Consider the following 24,078-nt stretch of genomic DNA (forward strand, 5'->3'; position numbering starts at 1 on the left):
TCTTTTCGGTCACTTGATTGACTGCTTGGATTTTGAATTCTTCGGGGTAACGCGGGTTGCTCATGGCACCTCCTAATAGGCCTCAGTTTAAGGCAAAGAGGTGTCTACGAAACCCGGAGCGATTCATACACGGAGGGAAAGGATAGGGGTAGATAGAGGTGGACAGCCAGAAACAAGAAAGCCCGCACGAGGCGGGCTTCTTGAGGTGATTCATAGACTGCTGTAGACATCTATGGATCGGTACTTGGTGGCTACACAGGGACTTGAACCCCGGACCCCAGCATTATGAATGCTATGCTCTAACCAACTGAGCTATGTAGCCAAGTGGCGCGCATTATTCGCGTAGAACGGGAATGCGTCAAGCGCTTTTTTTGAAAATTTATCTACGCTATCAACTGTTTAAGGAAAAACACCGGGTGAGGCGACCAGTGGCTGGGGATTTGTGCGCTTCACCAGGCCGCGAAGATCTGAGTGTGGGGCTTGCTTGCGATGGCATCTGATACACCGAGTTGCCTGCATCGCGGGCAAGCCCGGCTCCCACACAAGCCCGCACACATTTGATTTGTGACGCGTTCGGCGCCTGGCTGGTGTTCGCTGCAACGATTCACCTACTCGTTAGCCTGCTAACGGGATAGCCTTCCTGCCCCATTAAGTGGCACATTGTCACACCTGCACCTGTGCATCCATCTGCTGTACGGAAACGTTCCTCATGGCCCTTACCAATTCCCAGCCTTCAGTGGCTACGGCGCCGGCCGCGGCGCAATCCAGCCCGTTGGTCATGCGTATCATCGGCGCCGTGGCGCTGGCGCACTTGATCAATGACTTGATTCAGGCGGTGTTGCCGTCGATCTACCCGATGCTCAAGCAAAGCTATGGCCTGACCTTTACCCAGGTCGGCCTGATTACCCTGACGTTCCAGCTCACGGCCTCGCTGCTGCAGCCATGGGTGGGGTATTACACCGACCGTCATCCCAAGCCGTTCCTGTTGCCCTGCGGGATGATCTGTACGCTGGTGGGGATTTTGATGATGTCCCAGGTCGGCAGTTTCCCGCTGATTCTGCTGGCGGCGGCGTTGATCGGTATTGGCTCCTCGACCTTCCACCCGGAGGCGTCCCGCGTGGCGCGCCTGGCCTCGGGTGGGCGTTATGGCCTGGCGCAGTCGACCTTTCAGGTGGGCGGTAACGTGGGTTCGGCGTTTGGCCCGTTGCTGGCGGCGGCGATCATCATTCCGTTCGGCCAGGGCAATGTCGCCTGGTTCGGCTTGTTCGCGGTGTTTGCCCTGGGCGTGCTGTATGCGATCAGCCGCTGGTACCGCAACCATTTGAACCTGTTCAAGCTCAAGCAAGGCCAGGCCGCCACCCATGGCCTGTCGAAAAACCGTGTGCTCGGCGCGCTGGTGGTGCTGGGGCTGTTGGTGTTCTCCAAGTACTTCTACATGGCCAGTTTCACCAGCTACTTCACCTTTTACCTGATCGAGAAGTTCGACCTGTCGGTGGCCAGTTCCCAGTTGCATCTGTTCCTGTTCCTCGGCGCGGTGGCGGCGGGTACGTTCTTTGGCGGGCCGATTGGCGACAAGATTGGCCGTAAGGCGGTGATCTGGTTCTCGATCCTCGGTGTGGCGCCGTTCACCTTGCTGTTGCCCCATGTCGACCTGTTCTGGACCAGCGTGCTCAGTGTGGTGATCGGTTTTATCCTGGCCTCGGCGTTCTCGGCGATTGTGGTGTACGCGCAGGAATTGGTACCGGGCAACGTAGGGATGATCGCCGGGGTGTTCTTTGGCCTGATGTTTGGGTTTGGCGGGATAGGCGCGGCGTTGCTGGGGTATCTGGCGGATATTCATGGCATCGAGTACGTGTACACGTTGTGCTCGTTCCTGCCATTGCTCGGGGTGCTGGCGATTCTGTTGCCTCGCACGAAAAAAGCGTAAAGCCGTAAGGTTTGCCCTATCCCTGGGCAACACCTTTCCTACTGGTAGGGGTGAGACTTTGTCGCGCGTTTGAGCTGTTCCCGCGCCCGGGACAGTCGGGAGCGGACGGTACCAATCGGGATCGCCAGGGCGTCGGCGGTGTCCTGGTAGCTGCCGTCGGTTTCCAATGAGGCATACAAGGTATTGCGCATTTCCAGGGGCAGGTGCTGGATGGCACTCAGAGTATTTTCCAGGCGGCGGCTGATCTCAAATTGGCGCGCCAGATCCTGTTCTTCGTTCTGCCCATGGGAGAGCGCTTCGTCGAACTCGCAATGCACCGGCTTGGCATAGAGGCGGCGGAAGTGATTGCGGATCAAGTTCAGCGCGATCCCGCACATCCAGGTGCTCAGTGACGCCTGCGCGCTGAAGTGATGGCGGTTGCGCCAGGCCTCCAGATACGTCAGTTGCAGGATGTCGTCCGCATCCTCTGGGTTCAGTACGCGTTTATGAATGAACCGGCGCAGGCGCTTGTGGTGGTCGTCGGACAGATCTTGGATGGATTGGCTAGGGTCACGGGGTAAATTAACTAAAACACTGATAGGGATATCCATGATTTTTCCTCAGGGTAGAAGCAGTCGAAATGGTTTCGACGAGAACCCTGTTAGCACCGCTTGTGCCAAACGCGGAAAGTCTCTATCTGGTTGATAAATATAAGGAAATATCTTGTTTTAGGTGTTTTTCATGCAAGGCCTTGCACAAAGCATCATGAGTTTGTGCAGGTATTTTCATTGCCCTGGGAAATGACGGCGAAGATGGAACTGTATCGGGTGCTGTAGCCACACAAGGATACGAATCTCTTGTCCTGGCACTCCCATGAAAGTCGATCCCAACCTTGATGTGCAAAATCACCCGCAGTTGAGTCAGCCGGCATCTACACGGTTCGAGAGTGGGCCGTCGTCGCAGATAAACGCCCCCGTCGCTGACGATTTCAGTGAGATGTTCAGCCAGGAGGTCGCACGCAACGCCACGTCCCTGAGCGAGCGTCAACTGGGCTTGCGTACGCCTCCGGCCGAGCAGTTGGTCCAGCTCTATGAGCAACTGGGTCATCCGGCCCAGGCGAAAATGGCGACCATTGCCCGTAATGTCAGGGGGCAATTGCTGCTCCGCGCCGGCGTCGGCAAAATCATGCAGATCACCGGCAACGACCCGGCGCGGGCCTATGTGGTGCTCAAGCACGTGGCGCTCCAGGCAGATGCTGAGGGGCGTACTGCGGAGGCTAGCCTGGCACGCAGTTCCCTGACTGATCTGGAGAACCACTACCAGCCGCAGATCCAGGCGGGCCTGAACACGGCGATGGCGCTGCAGGCCGGCAGCGATGACCCACAGATGCGCCAGGCGGTGCGCAGCCTGTATTACACCAGCGTGGTCACGACCCAATCGCTGGCGACCCTGATGCAGTCGCTGCTGGGGCTGTATGGTGAAGGTGACTTCGAGACGGGGCTGAAGCTGATCCGCCGGGCCCTGGCCGATGATATTGCCGCGCAGACCTCGTCGGTCGATCGGGGCCAGTTGCGCACTTTGCTGTTGGGCCTGAACGACTGCAGCCGGCTGAGCGGCGTGCTCGCGCGCTGCAAGGAGCTGATCGGGCGCTCCCTGCTGTTGTACCCCGAACTGCATCTGGATCCGCTGGGTCTGTTGCAGCGCTTGCTGGGGTATGCGGCCAACGGTCTTACGCCCCACGAAATCAAGCACCTGGCCAGGGACCTGGGGGGGAGTGAGCTGTCTCACCAGTTGAGTTCCCTCGGCGCCTTTTTTCCCGAGCTCAAAGCCTTGCCCCTGGCCTGGTGGTGCGATGCAAGACGGCGCGAAGAGGCCGTGAACAGCTACAAGCAGGTGCTGCTTGAATACGCCATGCAGGAGCGAGGCGCGCGACATACCCACACGTGGCCAGGGCTCAAGGCATGAGTGCGTTGCGGGCAATCAACGGGGTGCTGTTGAAGGTTGCACAGCGTGCCGAGGTGCTGGGCGCGGTGGTCGTCATGGCCATTGTGTTTATCTTTATCGTGCCGTTGCCCACCTGGCTGGTGGATATCCTGATTGCGGTCAATATCTGTATTTCGTGCCTGCTGATCGTGTTGGCGTTGTACCTGCCGGGGCCGCTGGCCTTTTCCTCGTTTCCGTCGATCCTGCTGCTGACCACGATGTTTCGCCTGGCGTTGTCGATTGCCACCACGCGTCTGATCCTGCTGGAGCAGGACGCCGGTGACATTGTCGAGGCGTTCGGCAACTTTGTGGTGGGCGGCAACCTGGCGGTGGGGTTGGTGATCTTTATGATCCTGACCCTGGTGAACTTCCTGGTGATCACCAAGGGCTCGGAACGGGTTGCGGAAGTGGCCGCGCGTTTCAGCCTCGATGCCATGCCCGGCAAGCAAATGTCCATTGACAGTGACCTGCGTGCCGGCCTGATTGATGGCAACCAGGCCCGGGACAAGCGTGAGCAACTGTCCCGTGAAAGCCAGTTGTTCGGGGCCATGGACGGGGCGATGAAGTTCGTCAAGGGGGACGCTATCGCCGGGCTGATCATTGTGGTGATCAACTTGCTGGGCGGTTTTGCCACCGGCATGTTCCAGCATGGCATGAGCGCCGGCGACTCCATGGCGTTGTACTCGGTACTGACCATTGGTGACGGCTTGATCGCGCAGATCCCGGCCCTGCTGATCTCGCTGACGGCCGGCATGATCATCACCCGTGTGGCGCCGTCCGGTCGCAACAAAGGCAGCAACAACATGGGCGCCGAGATTGCCCGGCAAATGACCAGTGAGCCCAAGAGCTGGATGATCGCCTCGGTGGGCATGCTCGCGTTCGCGACGCTGCCGGGGATGCCCACGGTGGTGTTTATCCTTATTTCGCTGATGACCGGCAGCCTGGGTTATTACCTTACGCGCCAGCGTCAGCGTGAGCAGCAGGCGCAGGAACCGGTCGCCGATACCCTCCCGCCGGAGCAGAACGGGGTGGAGGACTTGCGTGGTTTCGATCCGTCGCGGCCTTACCTGTTGCAGTTTCCGCCGGCCCTGCAGGATAGCCCGCTGGTCACTGAAGTGATCCACGGGGTGCGCCAGAGCCGCAATAGCCTGGTGACCCAGATCGGCTTGACGCTGCCGCCGTTTGAAGTCGAGTTTGCGCCTACGCTGGCCGACGATGAGTTTCGCTTCTGCGTGCATGAAGTGCCCATATTGAAGGCCACGCTAGGTCTCTGGGTCGGCGTGGAGCTGGCGGCACTGTCGGCCGAGCCTGAAAGCGGCAGCAGGGGCCTGGTGGAGCGTGATGAACAGGACTGGGTCTGGTTCCCCCCCGATGACCCGGTGCTGGCGGACGAACACCTGGCGCGCTCGACGGCGTACAGCTTGCTCCAGGAGCGGATGACCCGGGCGATGTTGCTCAGCGGCCCGCAGTTTCTCGGGATTCAGGAGAGCAAGGCGATTCTCAGTTGGCTGGAGTTCAACCAGCCGGAGCTGGTGCAGGAGCTGCAGCGGATCATGCCGTTGTCGCGGTTTTCATCGGTGTTGCAGCGCCTGGCCGGTGAGGGCGTACCCCTACGGGCGGTGCGGCTGATTGTCGAGGCGCTGATCGAACACGGTCAGCATGAGCGTGAGCCGGATGCCCTGGCTGACTATGCACGCATAGCCCTCAAGTCGCAGATTCTCCACCAATACAGCGAAGTCGACGGCCTGCATGCCTGGCTGCTGTCGCCCCACACCGAAAACGTATTGCGCGATGCCCTGCGCCAGACCCAGACGGGGGTGTTCTTTTCCCTGGATCACGAAAGCAGTGCGGCGCTGGTCAGCCTGCTCAAGCAAGCCTTTGCCGTGCGCCCCAAGAGCAAGAGCGTGCTGCTGGTGGCGCAGGACTTGCGCAGCCCCTTGCGCACCCTGCTGTTAGAAGAGTTCAACCATGTGCCGGTCCTGTCGTTCGCCGAGCTGAGTGCTTCATCCAAGGTCAAGGTGCTGGGGCGTTTTGATCTGGCCCGGGACGATCTGATGCGCGAGGAGGTGGCATGAGGGCGTTGGTGAGTCTTGCGCGGGCCAATGTCGTTCCAGCGGTGATGAGGTTCGATGATGTTTGAATTGCGCGTGCTTGATGGTCTGCACCAGGGGGCTGCGCTGCCGCTGTTTGGCGGGCAATGGCTGATTGGGGCCCACCCGGATGCTGATCTTTCGCTGTATGACGAAGGTATTGCCGAGCGGCATGTGCTGTTGCGTTGTATCGAGCAGCGCTGGTCGGTGCAGGCCGAAGAAGGGCTGGTGCGGGCCGGCGACGGTCGGCTTCTGGCGCAGATTGCCGACCTGACACTGGGTAGTCCTTTTACGATTGGCAATGTTCGCCTGTGTGTCACCCTGGCCGACCAGCCTTGGCCGCAAGCAGCGACGCCTGCTGCCGATGCGCCTGCGTCCAGGTCGGCCGGCCAGGCGGTGCCGGCGTTAACGTTGTCCTCGATTTCCGGGCCGCAACAGAAGCGCATGCTCAGCCTGGTGCTGGTGATTGCCGTCATCATTACGGCGGTGGGCCTGGCCACCACGGGCGACCACGAGGCGCAGGCGTCGTTGATGCCGGTGAAAAGTCAAAAAAACGAGCTGGACTCACCCTACGAAGTCCGCCAGCAACTGCTGAAAATGCTCAACGAGCGTGAGCTGGGTAATCGGATCCGCCTGCAGGTGATCAATGGCCAGGTGGCTCTGGACGGTGACGTTTCCCTGGACGAGGTGGGAGTGGTGTCGCGCATGCTCAGTCGTTTTGGCGAGCAGTTCGAGACCTCCGTGCCGGTGATCAGCCGGGTCAAAGAGCGCAGCGCCGTGTTCCCTTTCAAGATCCTGCAGATCGTTGGCGGGCCCAATGGGCATGTGGTCCTGGATGAAGGCAGTCGGCTGTTTGTCGGGGATGAAGTGGATGGCTTACGGCTGGTCCTGATTGATAACAGCAAGGTGGTCTTCGACGGCGTGCAGCGCTATGAGGTGCGCTGGTGAGTGGCGAGCTGCAGGCACGCCTGGAGGCCTGGCAGCAGGACCGATCACAGGCCCTGGCCAATTTTGCGCCGGTCTCGGTACGTGGGCGTATTCAGCGGGTCAACGGCATGTTGCTGCAATGCCGCTTGCCCGACGCGCGTATTGGCGATTTGTGCCAGGTGGAAAAGTCCACGGGCGACTACATGCTGGCCGAGATTATCGGTTTCGATCAGCAGGATGCGGTGCTCAGTGCCCTGGGCAACCTGGAAGGCGTGCGCGTGGGTGCCAGTGTCGAGCAGTTGGGGGTTGCGCATCGGGTGCGGGTTGGCGATGACCTGTTGGGCCAGGTGTTGGACGGCTTTGGTCGCCCGATTACGGGGGAGGGGGCCAGCGCCTTTGTCGAGGCGCACGCCCACGATACCAGCCTGGTGTTGTGCGAGGCGCCGTTGCCCACCGAGCGGCCGCGGATCCACCGCGCATTGTCCACCGGGGTGCGTTCGATCGACGGCCTGCTGACCCTGGGTGAAGGCCAGCGCGTTGGCCTGTTCGCGGGGGCCGGCTGTGGCAAGACCACGTTGCTCGCGGAGATCGCCCGAAACGTCGACTGTGATGTGATTGTGTTCGGCCTGATTGGCGAGCGGGGCCGCGAGTTGCGCGAGTTTCTCGATCATGAACTGGATGAGCAACTGCGGGCCAAGGCGGTGCTGGTGTGTGCGACGTCCGACCGTTCAAGCATGGAGCGCGCCCGGGCTGCCTTCACCGCCACGGCACTGGCCGAAGGCTACCGACGCAAGGGCAAGCGGGTCCTGTTGCTGATCGACTCCCTGACCCGTTTTGCCCGGGCCCAGCGCGAAATCGGCCTGGCCGCCGGCGAACCGCTGGGGCGTGGCGGCCTGCCGCCGTCGGTGTACAGCTTGTTGCCGCGTCTGGTAGAGCGCGCAGGGCTGACCCGCGAGGGGGTGATCACGGCGATCTATACCGTGCTGATCGAGCAGGACTCCATGAGCGATCCGGTGGCCGATGAAGTGCGCTCGCTGCTCGATGGCCATATCGTTTTGTCGCGCAAATTGGCCGAGCGCGGCCACTACCCGGCGGTGGATGTGCTGGCCAGCCTGTCACGGATTTTGAGCAACGTCGCCGAGCCCACGCATATCCAGGCCGGGACGGCATTGCGCCGCTTGTTGTCGGCGTACCAGCAGATCGAGCTGATGCTCAAGCTGGGGGAATACCAGCCCGGCAACGATGCCCTGACGGACCTGGCCGTGGACAGCCGCCAGGCGGTGGATGGCTTCCTGCGTCAGGGCTTGCGCGAGCCGGCACCGATGCTGATGACCCTCGATCAATTGATGAGCCTGACCACCCATGTCCCTTTCTGAACTCGACACCTTGCGGCGTCTGCGCAGGCATCGCGCCGACCGCGCCGAGCGCGCGTTGCGTGAGGCCAAGCGGCACCAGCAGGCCTTGTTGACGCAAATCCAGCAGGCCCAGCAAGCCCTTGAGCAGACCCGCCTGGAGGAAATCCAGAAAACCGCAGAGCTGTTGGAGAAGCACCAGGGGCAGGTGCTCTCGCTGTCCCAGCTCAAGTCCTGGGGGACCCAGGAGCGCACTTTGTCCGCCGGAACCCGGCGCGAAGAAGGGCAGTTGCATGAGCTGCATGGCCGGCGTGAGGAGCAGGTGGTGCAGGTCGCCAGTGCGCAGCAACAGGTGAGCCAATGCCTTAAAGAGGTCGAGAAACTTCAGGAGTTGTCCGTTTTGTTGGCTCAGGAAGCAATACAGGAAGAAATATGACGCAAGTTCCAGCAAGCAAACCCGAACGCCCGCGTCTGCGTGAGCCTCGGGACGACAGGGAGCCGGTGATGGTGGGCGGCTTGGCCAGGGAGCTGGGGCAGTTGTTTACTCATCTGCTTGGCGACACCGACGAGAGCGCCGGTTACGGCCCATCGGCCACGGGTGCTGCGGCGTCCGCCGATATCTTGATGATTGAAGCCATGACCGGCCAGTTGCTCCCCCAGATCCGTGGGGGAGTGCAGTGGCCCCTGCAGGCGTTGCTGTATCTGCCGCGCCTGGGCCGGATCAATGCCAGTGTGCGTCGTGAACAGGGAGCCTGGAGCATCGAGTTGGCGGCAGAACAGGAGCTGACCGCCCGTTGGCTGGGGGGCGTGCGCCAGTGCTGCGAGGAGCGTTTGGCCGAAGGGTTGGGCCAGCCGGTCAATGTGCATCTGGTGCATGTGGGGACGGCATGATCCTGCCGACCTTGGTCATTCCATCGGTCAAAAGCGGCACGGTGGCGGCGAGGCTTCGTTTGGGGCGCGGCTTGCGCATGGTGTTTACGGTCCAGGACCAGCAGGGAGAGTTGCTGCTGGAACCCGGGCGTGCCCCCAGAAGCGCTGCCCCCCTGTATTTCGACAGTGCTTGCGGCCTGCTGGCCTTCAGCGAGCCGGGGCCGATGTTCAGCCTTCTGGGGGAGTGCCCGGTGACGCTGGCAGAGGCTGGCAATGATCCGGATTCCTGGTTCTGGGAGCTGTTCCAGCACCACTTGAGCCCTCAGGTGCGAGCGCTGTTCGGTTACCTGCGCCTTCGCACGCCTCCTGGAAAACTGAATTTCGGTTGCCGGCTTACGGTGACGCTGGGGCCCTCCAGGGTGGTGGGGTATCTGTTGCTGACCCCTGAAAGTCTGTTGGCGCTGTGCGAGGCGGGGCACTGGCAGCCGACGGCCCAGCCATTACCGGCCTCGTTTCAACTGGCGATTGCCGTGACGCTGGGGCGCTTGCAGCTACCCCTGACCCAGGTTCGCAGCCTGCGTGTCGGTGATGTGGTGATGCTGGAGCAGGCCTTTTTTGATGTGCACGGCAATGGTCGGTTGCGGATGGGAAGGCATCGCGTGCATGGGCGCCTTGATGATGAATCGGGGTCTGTGTGCCTGACACTTATATCTATCGAGGAGACGTCTGTGGACGAGGATCTTTCAGCACAACATTACTCAGGGTATGACGAGCATGATCTTGATGAACCCGTGGTAGATGTTTTTGGCCATGAGCCTTTCGATGAGTTGAGCATGGCCTTGAATGTGCGCTGTGGGACCCTGAACCTGACCCTCGGGGAGCTGCGCAATCTGGCCCCCGGCGCGGTGTTGAGCATCGCGGGCTACGCCCCGGGCATGGCAGGGCTTTACTACGGCGATCGACCGATTGGTCAGGGCCAGTTGGTGGAGGTGGATGGACGCCTCGGCTTGCAGTTGTCCCGTGTGATTTTCGCGCGATGACTTTTCAGGGGATCGACCCCATTGTCCTGGCGTTGTTTCTCGCGGCATTGTCGTTGATGCCTATGTTGTTGATTGTCTGCACGGCCTTTCTGAAAATCGTCATTGTGCTGATGATCACCCGCAACGCGATTGGCGTGCAGCAGGTGCCGCCCAGCATGGCGTTGAACGGCATAGCGCTGGCGGCAACCCTGTTTGTCATGGCGCCCGTGGGATATGAAATGGCACAGAATGCCAAGCAATTCCCCGTGGACATGAGCAGCGTGCAGCGCCTGCAAGAAACGGGGCTAGAGGCGATAAAGCCGCTGCGCACCTTTATGAGCCGCAACACCGACCCGGACGTCCTGACCCATTTGGTGGAAAACACCGCGCGCATGTGGCCGCCGGAGATGGCGCAAAACGCCCATCGCGATGACCTGTTGCTGCTGATCCCGGCTTTTGTGCTTTCGCAGTTGCAGGCAGGGTTCGAGATCGGCTTCCTGATCTATGTGCCTTTTATCGTCATCGATCTGATTGTTTCCAACCTGTTACTGGCGCTGGGCATGCAGATGGTCTCACCCATGACCATTTCCTTACCCCTCAAGTTGTTGTTGTTCGTGCTGGTGTCCGGGTGGTCGCGCCTGCTCGACAGCTTGTTCTTTTCTTATCTCTGAGTGGCCTATGGAACCGATCCTACTCTTCAAACAGGGCATGTTGCTGGTGGTGGTGCTATCGGCACCTCCGTTGATCGTGGCAGTGATCGTCGGCGTGATTACATCTCTGGTACAGGCCCTGATGCAGATACAGGACCAGACGCTGCCCTTTGGCATCAAGCTGGTGGCGGTTGGCATTACCCTGATCCTGACGGGGCGCTGGATTGGCGTGGAGTTGATCCAACTGATCAACCTGATGTTCGACATGATCGCCCGTTCGGCCTTGAACTGAGGTACGACCGGTGCTGCCTTATCTCGACTTCCTGGTCAGCCTGGTGATCGCCATGGCACGCATCTACCCTTGCGCGTTCCTGGTGCCGGCCTTCTGTTTTCAACATATACGCGGTATGCCCCGGCATACCATTGTGATGGTCATGGCGTTTATGCCGGCGCCGATGATCCATGCTGCGCTGGCGGGCAACGAATACTCGGTGCTGATGCTCGGTGGGCTATTGCTCAAGGAAGTGGGCCTGGGGGTTTTGCTGGGTGTCTTGTTGTCCATGCCATTCTGGATGTTCGAGTCGGTAGGCGCGCTGCTGGATAACCAGCGTGGGGCCCTGGCGGGCGGGCAACTGAACCCCTCGCTCGGCCCGGACGCCACGCCCGTGGGGCATTTATTCAAGCAGGTGGTGATTTTCCTGTTGATTGCCACCCTTGGGCTGGGCGTATTGACCCAGGTTATCTGGGATAGCTACCTGATCTGGCCCGCCACGGATTGGCTGCCGGTGGTGGCCGTCAACGGTTTCAGCGTGTTCGTTGGGCTGCTTGGCGAAACCTTCACACACATGATGCTTTACGCTGCGCCTTTTATCGCGGTGCTGCTGTTACTGGAGTTCGGTTTCGCCTTACTCGGGTTGTACAGCCCGCAGTTGCAGGTCAGTACCCTGGCAATGCCGGCAAAGAGCCTGGCGGGACTGGCCTTTTTACTGCTGTATTTTCCATTGCTGCAAGATCTGATTGTAGGGCGCATGGGGCTGCTGGGCGACCTTAAGCATGCCCTTGGCCTGATGTTCCGGGGCGTGAACCAATGAGCGATTCCGGCGAGAAAAAACACGCGGCAACGCCCAAGAAGCTCAAGGACCAACGCAAGAAAGGCCAGGTTGCACAAAGCCAGGACGTGCCCAAGTTGCTGGTGCTCACCGCGATCAGCGAGATCGCGTTGCTCACCGCCGAAACCAGCATGCAGCGCTTCCAGCAGTTGATGGTGTTGCCGTTTTCGCGCTTGGACCAACCGTTTGTTCGCGCCCTGGAAGAAGTGTTGCTCGATGGCCTGGTCGTTTTTTTCTCGTTTGGTCTGTTGATGTGCGCGGTGGCGATCGCGACGAAACTGATCAGCAGTTGGATGCAGTTCGGCTTCCTGTTTGCCCCGGAAAGCCTGAAGCCGGATTTCAATCGCCTCAATCCGCTGAACCAGCTCAAGCAGATGTTTTCCGCCCAGTCGGTGATCAACCTGTTGATGGGGCTGGGCAAGGCATTGCTGCTCTCGCTGATTCTGTATGTGGTTATCACCCCCTCTTTGCAGGTGTTGATCAACCTGGCCACCAGCGATCTGCAAAGCTATATCGTGGCGCTGATCACCTTGTTCCGCCACTTGCTGCATGCCTGCCTGGGGCTGCTGCTGGTGCTCGCGCTGATCGACCTGGCCATGCAGAAGTACTTCTTTGCCAAGCGCATGCGCATGACCCAGGTGGAGGTGGTCAAGGAGTACAAGGACATGGAGGGCGACCCCCACGTCAAGGGGCAGCGGCGTTCCCTGGCTTACCAGCTCGCCCAGGAAGAACCCAAGATCAAGTTACCCAAGCTGGAAGAGTCCGACATGCTGGTGGTCAACCCCACGCACTATGCCGTGGCGTTGTACTACCGCCCCGGCAAAACCCCGCTGCCGATGCTGGTGGACAAAGGCACGGATGCCCTGGCCCGTAAGTTGATTGAACGGGCCAAGTCCGCCGACGTGCCGGTGATCCAGTGTGTGTGGTTGGCGCGCATGCTGTATGAGCGCAAGCTGGGCGCGCCGATTCCCCGGGAGACCCTGCAGGCAGTGGCGCTGATCTATCGCACCTTGCGTGAACTGGATGATGAAGCCAAGCGCCAGACCCTGGAGTTGCCGGAGCTTGCGCGCCGCTAGGGCGCGCGGTGTACATCCAGCGCTTCGAGCCGGGTCAGGGAAAGCATGCGGCTGAGGGTGTCAGCGGGCGAGTGGCCACAGGAGGGCAGTGCATGCCAGATCACCAGGCTGCCCTTGGCATCGAGGAACACAAAGCACCCATCGAACGCCGTTGCGTGTTCAAAGCGCCGCTCCAGCACCCGTTCCAACTGGCCGACCTGCAACGCCTCAGGCGCAATCTGCAAGGCCAGGCCGGGTTGCGAGCCGGGATTCAAACGGCACAGGCCAATGCCCGGGTGCAGCGAGTGGTAAGCGACACGGCCACTCACCAGGTTCTGCAGAAACTCCTGGTCATGCGAATCAGCGTCGGGTAATGGCATGACCGTCATCGCTCCAGGGAGATTGTCTGGTAATCCGAGCGCTCCCCCGAGGGGCCGGGTTCGACACGCATTTGCGGCGGCCACCACACCACCAGTTTGTCGGCGCTCGATTGGGGGCGGGAGCAGGAGTCGCCTCGACATGTCGGTGTACACCCCTCCATCAGCAGGGTCAGGCCGAGGAGGGTGATGCAGGCGATTCGCTGTTTCATGGCGCAGTTTTCCGTGTTGGGGTGAGCAGGGAGGGACGGGTCACACCGATATGTTCATCCTTCACCACCGGGCGCATGGCGATGAATACCTCGGCCTCTTCACCCGGCTTGAGCCAGGCCCGCGGCCAGACACCGACGGCCAGGGTCTGGGAGTTGCTGCATTCCTTCTCATCGATGCGCACGTTGCGCTTGAACTGGTTACGCAGCACGACCACCGCCACGTTGAACTGCGGGCCGGTGTACCACTGGCTGCGTTCGGTATTGAGCGCCAGCAGATCACGGGTGCTGCACAAGGTGTTCAGGCCTAGCGGCATAGGCTCAGCCTTGAACGTGTGGGGCACTTGACCGGTGACCAGGTGTGCAAGGGCGCTGGTGATATCGCTGCGCTTGATCACGGGCTGATGCTCGGCATAGCGCCTGGCCAAGGGCTTGAGGGCGGCCTGCAGTTCCGCCTGGTCGTCCTGGGGCAAATAGCGCGACGGGTCCGCCTGGTCGCCGATCACCCGCGGGGTCAGGATAAACAGGCGTTCACGGCGGTTGTTCTTGCGCTCGGTGGAGGAGAACAGCGTCTTGCCCAGCAAGGGGATATCGCCCAGCACCGGCACTTTATTGCGTCTGTCGGCGCTTTCAGTGACATGGAAGCCGCCGACCACCAGCGAGCGTTTTTCCGCCATCACCGCCTGGGTGCTGACCTTGCCGCGGCGTACATCGGGGCCGATGCGTTCGGGGTTGGTTTCGTCGAAGTTGCCGTCTTCAATATCCACCGCCAGATGGACCTGATGGCTGCCGCGCGAGGTGATGACCCGCGGCACCACCTGGAAACTGGTGCCCACGGTGATGGGCAAGATGGTCGCGTTTTCGACGCCAGCGGTCAGGTACTGGGTGCGATTGAAGTCAATCACCGCCGGCTGGTTTTCCAGGGTCAGCACCGAAGGGTTGGACACCATGGTCGCCAGGCCCTTGGCCTCCAGGGCGCGGATATCGGCGTAGAAGCGGTCGCGGTTTTCAATCGACATCTGTGCGGAGGTACCCGGCGCCATGTTCACCCCGCCACGAAAGCGGCTGTTCTGGAAACCCCAGTTGACCCCGAACTCACGCAGCTGCGTGCGCTCGATATCGAGAATGATCGCGTCGATCTCCACCAGCTTGCGTGCCACATCGAGCTGGGCGATCAGCTCGCGGTACATTGCCTGGCGCTCTGGCAGGTCATAGATCAATACGGCGTTGTTACGCACATCCGCTTCAACGCGGATCCGGCCTCTTGCAACCGGGGCTCTGGTGGTGAGCGGCATGCCTGGATTCATCTGCCCGAGGGGAGCTGGCGCGCCGAGCATCTGGTCCAGCATCGGGTTGCTTAGGCGGGGCAGGATCGGGGTGACAGGCGAGGGCTGCGATGACGAGGCGGGACGTGAGGTCCTCGACGAAAGCACTGAGGTGTCCCGAGGTTCCAATAAGCCTCGCAACATGCTGGCAACCCCGGGGATGGCCAACTTTTCGCCACGATAATCAATCGGGCGGTCTGCTGCGTTGGCGAACTTCAGCGGGAACGTCAGCACACTCTGTTTTTCATCGGGAGATTTACGCTGGCTGCTGAAATGCTTGATCTGGTCGATATAACGCTTGGGGCCCGACACTAGCACCACACCATCGTCAGGTAATTCTCCCCAGCCGAAACGGCTATCGAGCAGGCCAATGTCGGTCAAGGCCTGCTTCAAGTCAGCCACGGTTTCGGAGGAGACTTCCAGGCGCGCGGACTCCTGTTGGTCCAGGGTGCTGATGTACAGCGTGTTGTTGTACATGTACCACTGGAAACGATGTTCTACTCCCAGCCTGTCGAGCAGTGACTGGGGGGTATCAGCGCGGATCTTGCCATTGACGTTGCCCTCCAGCAGGCCGTCGATCTGCAATTGCGTGCCAAAGGTCTGGGCGAAATCCTCAAGGACTTCTTGCACCGGCTTATGTTCGGCTTCATAGGCATACGCGGTGTTTTTCCATTCACTGGGGATAGCCGCGAGCGTACTTTGCAGGGGCATAAGCAACCAGGGTAACGCTAGCAGGCAGCGCCAATCGGCTATTTTTCGCGGACCTGCAGGCGAGACGGCGCGCAAGCGATTGCGCTTGTCGATCTTGTTATACATGGGGGAACTCTCTGATTAGTACGGCAGCGAGCGTAGTGACAGGGGCTTGTGTTTCAGGTTTGGCTTTGCGAGACGCTTGATCATTGCGCGCCAGGTGTCGCGCTGGTTGAGCAGCGTTTCGAGTGTGTTGCACAACAGTTCTGGACTGCACCCACTGATCAATTGTTGACGCAGCCAGAGCGCACCACTTTCCGGTGATTGGGCCAGCGCTCCTTGGAAGTGGTTCAGGCTGGCGCGTCCCAATCGCATCCAGTTTTGCAGGGTGGATTTGTCGGGCCGTTCCTGAGTCAGTTGCACACTTAACAGCAGCACTGGGCCAGAGCGCCGTAAGACAATCTCATCGTTGCCCTCCATCAGGCTGATGTGTTCAGTCTGGTCATTCATCCAGCGGGCAATCAGCGCATCCACCTTACTGCACGCCGTCAGCGACTATTTTGAGAATGGTATGGCTGGCGCGAACGGCCTCGTTGTAGGCGATCAACGAGTAACGCTCCTGTTTCATCAACTCAGCGAACAAATACTCATCGAAATCTGTGTTGGCAAAATCTTCGTTTATATCGGCTGCCTTGTTTATGCTGCTCTGCAGTTGTCTGAACAGGTTCTTTTTCACGTCGTGGTGGAAATCCATATATTTTTCTCCTGATGTGTCTGAGCTATGTGGTTCCCCTCAAATTTCAGTTCCATTTGTTTCGGTGTTTATTGATACATCTGTTCGGCAACGCTCCCTGACCCGTCAGGCACCTGGTGTTTGCACGTCACGGACCAGTACTGTTTCGCACAGGCTGGCCCAGTTGATACAGAAGTCCCCTTCCTCCGTTTCCAAGACCAGGGATTGAGGACGGACCCGGTCATCAGGACGTAGTGTCCAAAACGTGGCGTGCTGCCTGGAAAGACAGCGTTCTACCTCGGCACACTCAAGTGGGTGACAGAGGAGTGTTGCCTTGCCTGATGGAACTTGAGTCGCCAGTAATTGCTTGACCAAGGCGCTAAGGCGCTGTGCCACAGGTGCCTCTTCAAGCAGGCAGAGGATGGTCTGGTTGGCAATAGAGGTGGCATATTGCTCCAGGTTGTCGCACATAACGTGCTGTTGTTTTTCCCATTCCTTGAGTTGCGCATTGGCCCGCCGCCAGAACTCCAGTGTGAGCTTTTCAAGGGCTTTTTCCCGGTGTTCGGTTGCCTGGCGCAGCAGTTCCTTGGCTTGGACCTTGGCACGGCTCAACAATTGACTGGCCCTGCGGCAATCCGCCAGCATTTCCTGGGAAATCAGGGTTTGCGGTAATCCTGGAGCACCGGCGCGCAACTCGATTTTACGTATGTTCAACATCATCCGTTCTCTGCTCAGTTTGATAAGTGAAGGATTGCTCGCTTGGCATGGTGGTTGCTCGCCAGACTATGGCCTGCCACAGCGTGTCCAGGCGGTTTCGAGCATCATTGAGTGCGGGTGTGTGCTCTTCAGGGGGGTGGGTCCGACGGCGCTCAAACCGCAATCGAAGGCGTTGCCAGATGGCTGGGGTTACCCAGGCACGTAGCAATTGCAGTGGGTCTTCTTTACCGGACAACAGCGTGTCTGGGCGTAGTGCCTTGGACAGGCGCTGACACCACTCGTATTGGTCTTGGCTCAACTGGCTATCGGTGGCGGGGCGACAAACGTTGTCCAGCAGCGCCAGCATGCTCTCGAGTTGCTCCTGGGGGGCCAGCGCCAAGCGAAGGATTGTGGGGTGGGGCGTGGGCGGCAGGCAGGGTTCGATACCCAGCCGGGTATTCACGAAAACGTGCCGTGGGTGGCACAGGGCGCTCTGTGCATGATATTCGTCGAAGTTGCCCCAGTCGCTGTGTGAAAACTTCCACGGGAAAGCCCACCATCGGGCCCACTCCAACTGCTCACTCATGGGCCGGGGTGGCCGTGGTGAGTGTCTCACGCCGCAGGCGTTGACCACGCCTATGCCAGAACAGGGCGCCAGCCGGTACAAGTACTATGACGGCGGCTATCAACGCGAGGGTGCTGCGCCAAAAAACAAGGTCATCGCCCGGTATCAGAAACGGGCCGAAATAGCTCAGGCGTTGCTGCTCCTGGTAAGCCGTTGCGGGTACGAATACCACGGTCAGTTTTTGTGAGTTATCGACGGCCGTGGCCATGCCGGGAATGCTACTGGCGACCATCCGCCGGACGCGTCCGTGGATACTGTCAGGCTCCAGTCGCGGATCGTGTTTGATAAAGACCGAAGCGGATGCAGGTTGCACGGGTTCTCCAGGTGCAACGCGTTCTGGCAACACTACGTGGACCCGGGCGACAATCACCCCATCGATATTTGACAAGGTCGCCTCCAACTCCTGGGACAAGGCGTAGATGTAGCGGGCACGTTCCTCCAGTGGGGTGGAGATGACGCCTTCCTTGCGAAAGGTATCGCCCATTGTGGCGCGGGCCATCTTGGGCAAACCGACGGCATCAAGTGTACGCACTGCACGACTGATATCGGCGCTGTTCACTCGTACAACCACACCATCTTTGGCGGGGATTTTCTGGGCGCGTATGTGTTTGTCTGCCAGTTCCGCAATCACCTCATTGGCTTCCTGCTCGGAAAGCTGGCGATGGAGTTCGACACTGTCATTACACCCCGTGAGCACTAATGTCAGAGATAAAACCAACCCGGTGACCAGGAGACGAATCATGTTTACCTACTGCAGGTTGCTGATTTTTTCGATGAGCTGGGCACCCTTTGAGAGGCCCTTGACCAGCATCTGTGTTCCCAGCACCGTAGTGGACAGTTGGGTGGAGTAGCCGAGCGAGAAGTTTTCTCTCGTGCCGTTCCCCATCGCTTTCAGGGCTCTGCCCATATAGTTTGACGATTTGAGCAACTGGTTGGACATGTCCGTGAGGGCGTTCGGCGTAACCGTTGGGGCTACGGCTATTGCAGCTTGGCCTGAGTGCTCCAGGCTTGAGATGAAAAAGTTCACATCCTCGCTTTGGAACACAGGAGATGTAGCCATTGTGGAGGTTTTCAGGCGCTTTTCATCGGTTGATGAAAACGCCTGTAGCGCTTCTGTACGCATATAAAATCCCGAAGCCAGACAGTGAGGCTGCGTCCCCTGCCAGGAGGCAGGGGACGCAGTGGGTTATCGAATTGCTTCAATATTTTTTTTCTTTTCACTCAGCTTGAAGGATTCGTTACCTTCCTTCAGGGATTCACGCTGGATGGCTCTACGTTCTGCTTTCAGGTCTTCGTTATCTCCGCCGCCAAAACCCAAATTTGAAGAGCCGCCACTATTACTATTACCAACGCCACTGACACCCATATTTGTTTACTCCATGATCATTAACGTAAAAGGTGTTTGCTGACAGTGTTTCAAATGCCCCTTGACGTTGGGCAGTCAAAGCCTGTAGCCATTATCTATGTGGTTGCAAATAGCATGTCGTTCCAAAGCCTGTGGGAGGAGCTGTATCGAAATATGTCCTTGTTGAGCAGTCTTCATTCACTCCAGCGATATTCCCAGTTGCTTCATTCGATGGTATAGCGTGCGTTTGGCGATATTCAGTTCGGTCGCCACACTGTCCACGTTATAAACATGGCGGCGCAGGGATTCTTCAATCAGAAGTTTCTCTATTTGCTGCAAGCGTTCTTTTAAGTTCAAATTATTGTCTTCGGTGCTCATTAAAGGCACTGAAGTTGGAGGCAGTCCCAGCACGAAACGCTTGGCGGTTGAGCGTAACTCTCGGACGTTACCGCGCCATGGGTGACACAGCAATTGTTGAATGAGGGTGCTGGGCGGTTGTGGAACTGGGCACTTAAAGTACTCTGCCTCTTGCCGGATCATGTTAAAAAATAACGGGATAATCCGCTCGGGGCGTTCACGTAAGGGGGGGAGGGTGATGTTGACGACATTCAGGCGAAAGTACAGGTCTCGTCTGAACGCACCTTGTTCCACCATGTCGTGCAGCGAATGTTGGGCTGAGGCTATGATGCGTATGTCCAGCGGGATAAACCGCGTAGAGCCCAGCCGCTCGACACCCCGAGCCTCCAGCACACGCAGCAATTTCGCTTGCAAAGTGAGTGGCATGCTATCGATTTCATCCAGGTATAAAGTGCCCAGATGGGCGGCTTCAATAAATCCTGCACGTGATTGTATGGCCCCGGTATAGGCGCCACTGTTGACTCCGAACAGTTGGCTTTCTGCAAGGCTTTCCGGTATCGCTGCGCAATTGATGGCAACAAAGTTACCTTTTCGATGAGATAAACGGTGCACACGTTGCGCCAGTGTATCTTTACCAGTGCCTGTTTCGCCCAACAGCAATATATCGATGTTCTGCGTGGCGGTATTGTGGATTGTGCTTTCGATATCCGGGCACTCGGTTAGCGATGTGTCAGTCTCGAACTCGTACTGATAGGAGGTCGACATATTGCTGTTGCTCCAATAATGTGTCGCTTCACTATTGTGGGATTAAAAGTTTGTTATATGTTGGTAAGTAGATAGTAAAATTTCTGGATTGTCATCGTGGTTAAAAATGGTAAATGGCGGCTTTGTTGTGCGAAAGGCTTGGCGGCCTGGGGTTTTATATAAGTCAAGTGTCTGGTTGTGTGGATATGCTTATTCTCGGCAGGAATAGTCTACAAGTAGCTGTGAGTTTTCTGTTGAGAAGATTTTTTGTCTGCGGAGTGGAATATTTGTATTTGAATCTTTTGATTTATAAGGTAAGTGATTGTTTCGTTGTGATGGGTAACAGAAATCATCGCCCACAAAAAAGCCGATGCAGAGCATCGGCTTTTTGTTCTACCGCTTGGATCGTACAGCCAGCTTACACGTTGAAGCGGAAGTGCATCACATCGCCATCCTTGACGACATATTCCTTGCCTTCCAGGCGCCATTTACCGGCTTCCTTGGCCCCGGCTTCACCCTTGAACTGGATAAAGTCGTTGTAGGCGATCACTTCCGCGCGGATAAAGCCTTTTTCGAAGTCGGTGTGGATCACACCGGCAGCCTGTGGCGCGGTGGCGCCGACCTTGACGGTCCAGGCACGTACTTCTTCGACGCCGGCGGTGAAGTAGGTCTGCAGGTGCAGCATTTCGTAGCCCGCACGGATCACGCGGTTCAGGCCAGGCTCTTCCAGGCCCAGGGCCTCGAGGAACATGTCTTTCTCTTCGCCGTCTTCAAGTTCGGCGATTTCCGCTTCGATCTTGTTGCAGACCGGTACAACCATTGCGCCTTCTTCTTCGGCAATGGCCAGGACCACGTCGAGCAGCGGGTTGTTCTCGAAACCGTCTTCAGCCACGTTGGCGATGTACATCACAGGCTTGGTGGTCAGCAGGTGGAAGCCCTTGATCACGGCCTTTTCGTCGACGCTCATGTTCTTCATCAGGCTGCGTGCCGGCTTGCCCAGGGTGAAGTGTGCGATCAACTGCTCCAGCAGGGCCTTCTGGACCACTGCGTCCTTGTCGCCGCCCTTGGCGTTGCGCGTGACCTTTTGCAGTTGCTTCTCGCAGCTGTCGAGGTCGGCGAAGATCAGTTCCAGGTCGATGATCTCGATGTCGCGTTTCGGGTCAACGCTGTTGGAGACGTGAATCACGTTCTCGTCTTCAAAGCAGCGGACCACGTGGGCGATGGCATCGGTCTCACGGATGTTGGCGAGGAACTTGTTGCCCAGGCCTTCACCTTTCGACGCGCCAGCCACCAGGCCGGCGATGTCGACGAACTCCATGGTGGTCGGCAGGATGCGCTTGGGATTGACGATGGCCGCCAGGGCCTCCAGGCGCGGATCGGGCATTGGCACGATACCGGTGTTGGGTTCGATGGTGCAGAAGGGGAAGTTCTCCGCCGCAATACCGGACTTGGTCAGGGCGTTGAACAGGGTGGACTTGCCGACGTTAGGTAAGCCGACGATGCCGCAATTAAATCCCATGGTGTTTCCCCTCGCAAAAAAGTCAGGCCTTCTGGCTGTGCAGGTTTTTCATCGCACGGTTCCATTCACCGGCGAAGATATCCGGCAGCACGCCGAGGGCAAAGTCGATGCTGGCATCGAGTTTTTCCTGTTCGGCGCGTGGCGCACGACCCAGGACGAAATTTGAAACCATACTGGCAACGCCTGGGTGGCCAATGCCGAGCCGCAGACGGTAAAACGTATTCTGATTGCCCAACTGCGCAATGATGTCGCGCAGGCCATTATGACCGCCGTGGCCGCCGCCTTGCTTGAGCTTGGCAACGCCGGGTGGCAGGTCCAGTTCGTCATGGGCCACCAGGATTTCTTCGGGTTTGATCCGGAAGAAGCCCGCAAGCGCCGCGACAGCCTGGCCGCTGCGGTTCATGTAGGTGGTGGGAATCAGCAGACGAACATCCTGACCCTGATGCGAGAAGCGTCCGGTCAGGCCAAAATATTTGCGATCGGCCACCAGATTGATGCCTTGGGCGTGGGCGATGCGCTCAACAAAAAGGGCCCCCGCGTTGTGCCGGGTCTGTTCGTATTCGGCGCCTGGATTTCCCAGGCCAACGATCAGTTTAATGGCAGTCACGACAGGGGCCCTTCCTTTGGAGTTGTGGATAACATCGCCGCAACCTCATTGCGGCGAAAGTGGACGACAGGAGCTCACTTATCCAGAGATAAACTTCGCGTTATCGCCCGCTTTCTCGCTACGTTTCGGTCCGCGATGTTTCCTCAAGCTCCGGCATTACAGAGTGAATTACTCTGCAGCGCCTTCTTCAGCTTCTGGAGCAACACGTGGAGCGTGGACGTTGGCAACAGCCTTGTCATCACCGTGAGCCAGAGCAACGAACTCAACGCCTTTAGGGGCCTTGAGGTCGGACAGGTGAACGATGTCACCGATTTCCAGAGCCGACAGGTCGACTTCGATGAACTCAGGAAGGTCTTTAGGCAGGCAGGTCACTTCGATCTCGGCGATAAGGTGCGAGACTTCGCCGCCTTTCTTGACCGGAGCTTCTTCACCAACAAAGTGCACAGGTACGATAGCGGTCAGTTTCTGACCTGCTACGACGCGTACGAAGTCAGCGTGCAGCACGTGACCTTTAGCTGGGTGACGTTGCAGGGCCTTGATGATGACGTTCTGCTTTTTGCCGCCAACGTTCAGCTCGATGATGTGGCTGTAGGCCGCATCGTTTTCGAGCAGTTTGGCAATTTCTTTAGCCAGCATGCTGATGGACTCAGGGGCTTTTTCGCCACCGTAGACTACAGCTGGAACCAGGCTTGCGAGACGACGCAGGCGGCGGCTCGCACCTTTCCCCAGGTCGGAACGCAGTTCAGCATTCAAAGTAAAATCGTTCATGTTGTATCTCCAAAATAACCACATTCGCCCCAGCGTTTGCGACCAGCGCTAAAGGCGATATGGGCAAAAAAGCCCCGCCCCAGCATTGTGCTGGGGCGGGGCGCTTTTCGTCAGGTTGATGCCGCCAGGGTTTGACCCTTAGCGGAACATCGCGCTGATCGATTCTTCATTGCTGATACGGCGAACCGCCTCAGCAACAACCGGTGCGATATCCAGTTGACGGATACGTGCACAGGCTTGAGCAGCAGCGGACAACGGGATGGTGTTAGTCACCACCAGTTCGTCCAGCACAGAGTTCTCGATGTTCTCGATCGCTCGGCCCGACAGCACAGGGTGTGTGCAGTAGGCGAAGACTTTAGCCGCACCGTGCTCTTTCAAGGCTTTTGCCGCGTGGCACAAGGTGCCGGCGGTATCAACCATGTCATCGACCAGAATACAGGTACGCCCTTCGACATCACCGATGATATGCATCACTTCAGAGTGATTGGCTTTCTCGCGGCGTTTGTCGATGATCCCGAGGTCCACGCCCAGGGATTTGGCAACAGCCCGTGCACGCACGACGCCACCAATGTCCGGGGACACGATCATCAGGTTTTCAAAGCGCTGGTCTTCGATGTCATCCACCAGAACGGGGGAGCCGTAGATGTTATCTACCGGAATATCGAAGAACCCCTGGATTTGGTCAGCGTGCAGGTCAACCGTGAGAACACGGTCGATACCTACCACGGTCAGCATGTCAGCGACGACTTTCGCGCTGATAGCCACACGTGCGGAACGCGGACGGCGATCCTGACGGGCATAACCAAAGTAAGGGATTACAGCTGTGATTCGAGTCGCTGAGGAGCGGCGGAAGGCATCAGCCATCACGACGAGTTCCATCAGGTTATCGTTGGTCGGAGCGCAAGTCGGCTGAATAATGAAAACATCTTTACCGCGGACATTTTCATTGATCTCGGCTGTAATTTCGCCGTCGGAAAACTTACCGACAGAGATGTCACCGAGAGGGATATGCAGCTGACGTACGACACGTCGAGCCAGATCGGGGTTAGCGTTCCCCGTAAAGACCATCATCTTGGACACGCGCAGTACCTAGAGGCTGAGGGTAACCTGGATGAGTATAGA

28 protein-coding genes and 1 tRNA gene are annotated in these 24,078 nt (G+C 58.5%); 12 read left to right on the forward strand and 17 right to left on the reverse strand.

The genetic code is table 11. The annotated features are described in order from the left end of the window. Positions 1-245: 245 nt before the first annotated feature. Positions 246-322 (reverse strand) — tRNA-Met (locus PSFL_RS25745). Positions 323-709: 387 nt separating this feature from the next. Between PSFL_RS25745 and PSFL_RS25750 the strand changes: the two genes are divergently transcribed. Beyond that, positions 710-1,927 (forward strand): MFS transporter, encoded by a 1,218-nt coding sequence (locus tag PSFL_RS25750; protein WP_057958276.1) that lies wholly within the window; start codon positions 710-712, stop codon positions 1,925-1,927. Between the two features lie 38 nt (positions 1,928-1,965). On the opposite strand, the gene PSFL_RS25755 is transcribed toward PSFL_RS25750, so the two are convergent. Further along, the gene (locus tag PSFL_RS25755; RefSeq protein ID WP_057437724.1) at positions 1,966-2,517 is read right to left on the reverse strand and encodes an RNA polymerase sigma factor; all 552 of its coding nucleotides are present in this window, start codon (positions 2,515-2,517) and stop codon (positions 1,966-1,968) included. Between the two features lie 262 nt (positions 2,518-2,779). Between PSFL_RS25755 and sctW the strand changes: the two genes are divergently transcribed. Genes sctW through sctU form a run of 11 tightly spaced genes read left to right on the forward strand, consistent with a single transcriptional unit; the run spans position 2,780 to position 12,982 of the window. Then, positions 2,780-3,871 carry a type III secretion system gatekeeper subunit SctW gene (gene sctW, locus PSFL_RS25760; RefSeq protein WP_397470634.1) on the forward strand — a complete coding sequence of 364 codons (1,092 nt, stop codon included), beginning with the start codon at positions 2,780-2,782 and terminating at the stop codon, positions 3,869-3,871. Beyond that, entirely contained in the window at positions 3,868-5,964 is a 2,097-nt protein-coding gene (gene sctV / locus PSFL_RS25765) for a type III secretion system export apparatus subunit SctV (RefSeq protein ID WP_397470635.1), read from the forward strand. The genes sctW and sctV overlap by 4 nt, the downstream gene beginning before the upstream one ends. Positions 5,965-6,021: 57 nt before the next feature. Continuing rightward, the gene (locus PSFL_RS25770) at positions 6,022-6,927 is read left to right on the forward strand and encodes an FHA domain-containing protein (protein WP_115129356.1); all 906 of its coding nucleotides are present in this window, start codon (positions 6,022-6,024) and stop codon (positions 6,925-6,927) included. After that, positions 6,924-8,282 carry a FliI/YscN family ATPase gene (locus PSFL_RS25775; protein ID WP_397470636.1) on the forward strand — a complete coding sequence of 453 codons (1,359 nt, stop codon included), beginning with the start codon at positions 6,924-6,926 and terminating at the stop codon, positions 8,280-8,282. Before PSFL_RS25770 ends, PSFL_RS25775 begins: the two co-directional genes overlap by 4 nt. Then, a complete protein-coding gene (locus tag PSFL_RS25780; RefSeq protein WP_128593268.1) occupies positions 8,269-8,694 on the forward strand; it encodes a YscO family type III secretion system apparatus protein in 426 nt (141 codons plus the stop codon). The genes PSFL_RS25775 and PSFL_RS25780 overlap by 14 nt, the downstream gene beginning before the upstream one ends. Then, complete coding sequence (locus PSFL_RS25785; RefSeq protein ID WP_057958282.1) at positions 8,691-9,149, forward strand: type III secretion system HrpP C-terminal domain-containing protein; 459 nt, start codon at positions 8,691-8,693, stop codon at positions 9,147-9,149. Before PSFL_RS25780 ends, PSFL_RS25785 begins: the two co-directional genes overlap by 4 nt. After that, positions 9,146-10,168: a FliM/FliN family flagellar motor switch protein gene (locus PSFL_RS25790; RefSeq protein ID WP_397470637.1), complete on the forward strand. Its 1,023-nt coding sequence runs from the start codon at positions 9,146-9,148 to the stop codon at positions 10,166-10,168. Before PSFL_RS25785 ends, PSFL_RS25790 begins: the two co-directional genes overlap by 4 nt. Then, positions 10,165-10,818 (forward strand): type III secretion system export apparatus subunit SctR, encoded by a 654-nt coding sequence (sctR, locus tag PSFL_RS25795; RefSeq protein ID WP_057958284.1) that lies wholly within the window; start codon positions 10,165-10,167, stop codon positions 10,816-10,818. The genes PSFL_RS25790 and sctR overlap by 4 nt, the downstream gene beginning before the upstream one ends. A gap of 7 nt (positions 10,819-10,825) precedes the next feature. Beyond that, positions 10,826-11,089, forward strand: coding sequence for a type III secretion system export apparatus subunit SctS (sctS, locus tag PSFL_RS25800; protein WP_115127423.1), 264 nt, complete (start codon positions 10,826-10,828; stop codon positions 11,087-11,089). Positions 11,090-11,099: 10 nt separating this feature from the next. Beyond that, positions 11,100-11,888, forward strand: a complete 789-nt coding sequence (sctT, locus tag PSFL_RS25805) for a type III secretion system export apparatus subunit SctT (RefSeq protein ID WP_057958286.1) — start codon at positions 11,100-11,102, stop codon at positions 11,886-11,888. Then, positions 11,885-12,982, forward strand: a complete 1,098-nt coding sequence (gene sctU, locus PSFL_RS25810; protein WP_057958287.1) for a type III secretion system export apparatus subunit SctU — start codon at positions 11,885-11,887, stop codon at positions 12,980-12,982. The genes sctT and sctU overlap by 4 nt, the downstream gene beginning before the upstream one ends. Here the strand turns inward: sctU and PSFL_RS25815 are convergent. The 15 genes from PSFL_RS25815 to PSFL_RS25885 form a co-directional block, all read right to left on the reverse strand. Further along, complete coding sequence (locus PSFL_RS25815) at positions 12,979-13,341, reverse strand: transcriptional regulator (RefSeq protein WP_397470638.1); 363 nt, start codon at positions 13,339-13,341, stop codon at positions 12,979-12,981. The genes sctU and PSFL_RS25815 overlap by 4 nt on opposite strands. Positions 13,342-13,346: 5 nt before the next feature. Further along, positions 13,347-13,550, reverse strand: coding sequence for an HrpT family type III secretion system protein (gene hrpT / locus PSFL_RS25820; protein WP_120731648.1), 204 nt, complete (start codon positions 13,548-13,550; stop codon positions 13,347-13,349). After that, positions 13,547-15,688: a type III secretion system outer membrane ring subunit SctC gene (gene sctC / locus PSFL_RS25825; protein ID WP_169960587.1), complete on the reverse strand. Its 2,142-nt coding sequence runs from the start codon at positions 15,686-15,688 to the stop codon at positions 13,547-13,549. The genes hrpT and sctC overlap by 4 nt, the downstream gene beginning before the upstream one ends. Positions 15,689-15,703: 15 nt before the next feature. After that, on the reverse strand, positions 15,704-16,096 hold the full coding sequence (locus PSFL_RS25830; RefSeq protein WP_115127427.1) for a type III secretion protein: 393 nt from the start codon (positions 16,094-16,096) through the stop codon (positions 15,704-15,706). Between the two features lies 1 nt (position 16,097). After that, positions 16,098-16,316, reverse strand: a complete 219-nt coding sequence (locus tag PSFL_RS25835) for a hypothetical protein (RefSeq protein ID WP_057437728.1) — start codon at positions 16,314-16,316, stop codon at positions 16,098-16,100. 105 nt (positions 16,317-16,421) lie between these two features. Beyond that, the gene (gene sctL, locus PSFL_RS25840) at positions 16,422-17,012 is read right to left on the reverse strand and encodes a type III secretion system stator protein SctL (protein ID WP_397470639.1); all 591 of its coding nucleotides are present in this window, start codon (positions 17,010-17,012) and stop codon (positions 16,422-16,424) included. Next, entirely contained in the window at positions 16,996-17,577 is a 582-nt protein-coding gene (locus PSFL_RS25845) for a type III secretion protein (protein ID WP_120731652.1), read from the reverse strand. The genes sctL and PSFL_RS25845 overlap by 17 nt, the downstream gene beginning before the upstream one ends. After that, the gene (gene sctJ / locus PSFL_RS25850) at positions 17,570-18,358 is read right to left on the reverse strand and encodes a type III secretion system inner membrane ring lipoprotein SctJ (protein ID WP_057958293.1); all 789 of its coding nucleotides are present in this window, start codon (positions 18,356-18,358) and stop codon (positions 17,570-17,572) included. The genes PSFL_RS25845 and sctJ overlap by 8 nt, the downstream gene beginning before the upstream one ends. A 6-nt stretch (positions 18,359-18,364) precedes the next feature. After that, complete coding sequence (locus PSFL_RS25855) at positions 18,365-18,739, reverse strand: hypothetical protein (protein WP_057958294.1); 375 nt, start codon at positions 18,737-18,739, stop codon at positions 18,365-18,367. Positions 18,740-18,802: 63 nt separating this feature from the next. Further along, a complete protein-coding gene (locus PSFL_RS25860; protein WP_057437734.1) occupies positions 18,803-18,982 on the reverse strand; it encodes a hypothetical protein in 180 nt (59 codons plus the stop codon). Between the two features lie 177 nt (positions 18,983-19,159). Then, complete coding sequence (locus PSFL_RS25865; RefSeq protein WP_057958295.1) at positions 19,160-20,083, reverse strand: sigma 54-interacting transcriptional regulator; 924 nt, start codon at positions 20,081-20,083, stop codon at positions 19,160-19,162. Positions 20,084-20,480: 397 nt separating this feature from the next. Beyond that, positions 20,481-21,581, reverse strand: a complete 1,101-nt coding sequence (ychF, locus tag PSFL_RS25870; RefSeq protein WP_057437736.1) for a redox-regulated ATPase YchF — start codon at positions 21,579-21,581, stop codon at positions 20,481-20,483. A gap of 22 nt (positions 21,582-21,603) precedes the next feature. Then, a complete protein-coding gene (gene pth / locus PSFL_RS25875; protein ID WP_032857782.1) occupies positions 21,604-22,188 on the reverse strand; it encodes an aminoacyl-tRNA hydrolase in 585 nt (194 codons plus the stop codon). 168 nt (positions 22,189-22,356) lie between these two features. Beyond that, positions 22,357-22,956 carry a 50S ribosomal protein L25/general stress protein Ctc gene (locus PSFL_RS25880; RefSeq protein WP_115127431.1) on the reverse strand — a complete coding sequence of 200 codons (600 nt, stop codon included), beginning with the start codon at positions 22,954-22,956 and terminating at the stop codon, positions 22,357-22,359. A gap of 138 nt (positions 22,957-23,094) precedes the next feature. Next, positions 23,095-24,036 carry a ribose-phosphate pyrophosphokinase gene (locus tag PSFL_RS25885; RefSeq protein WP_003171603.1) on the reverse strand — a complete coding sequence of 314 codons (942 nt, stop codon included), beginning with the start codon at positions 24,034-24,036 and terminating at the stop codon, positions 23,095-23,097. Between the last annotated feature and the right edge of the window lie 42 nt (positions 24,037-24,078).

It is taken from the genome of Pseudomonas sp. DD1 (assembly GCF_044510355.1).
Classification (GTDB): Bacteria; Pseudomonadota; Gammaproteobacteria; order Pseudomonadales; family Pseudomonadaceae; genus Aquipseudomonas; species Aquipseudomonas shahriarae.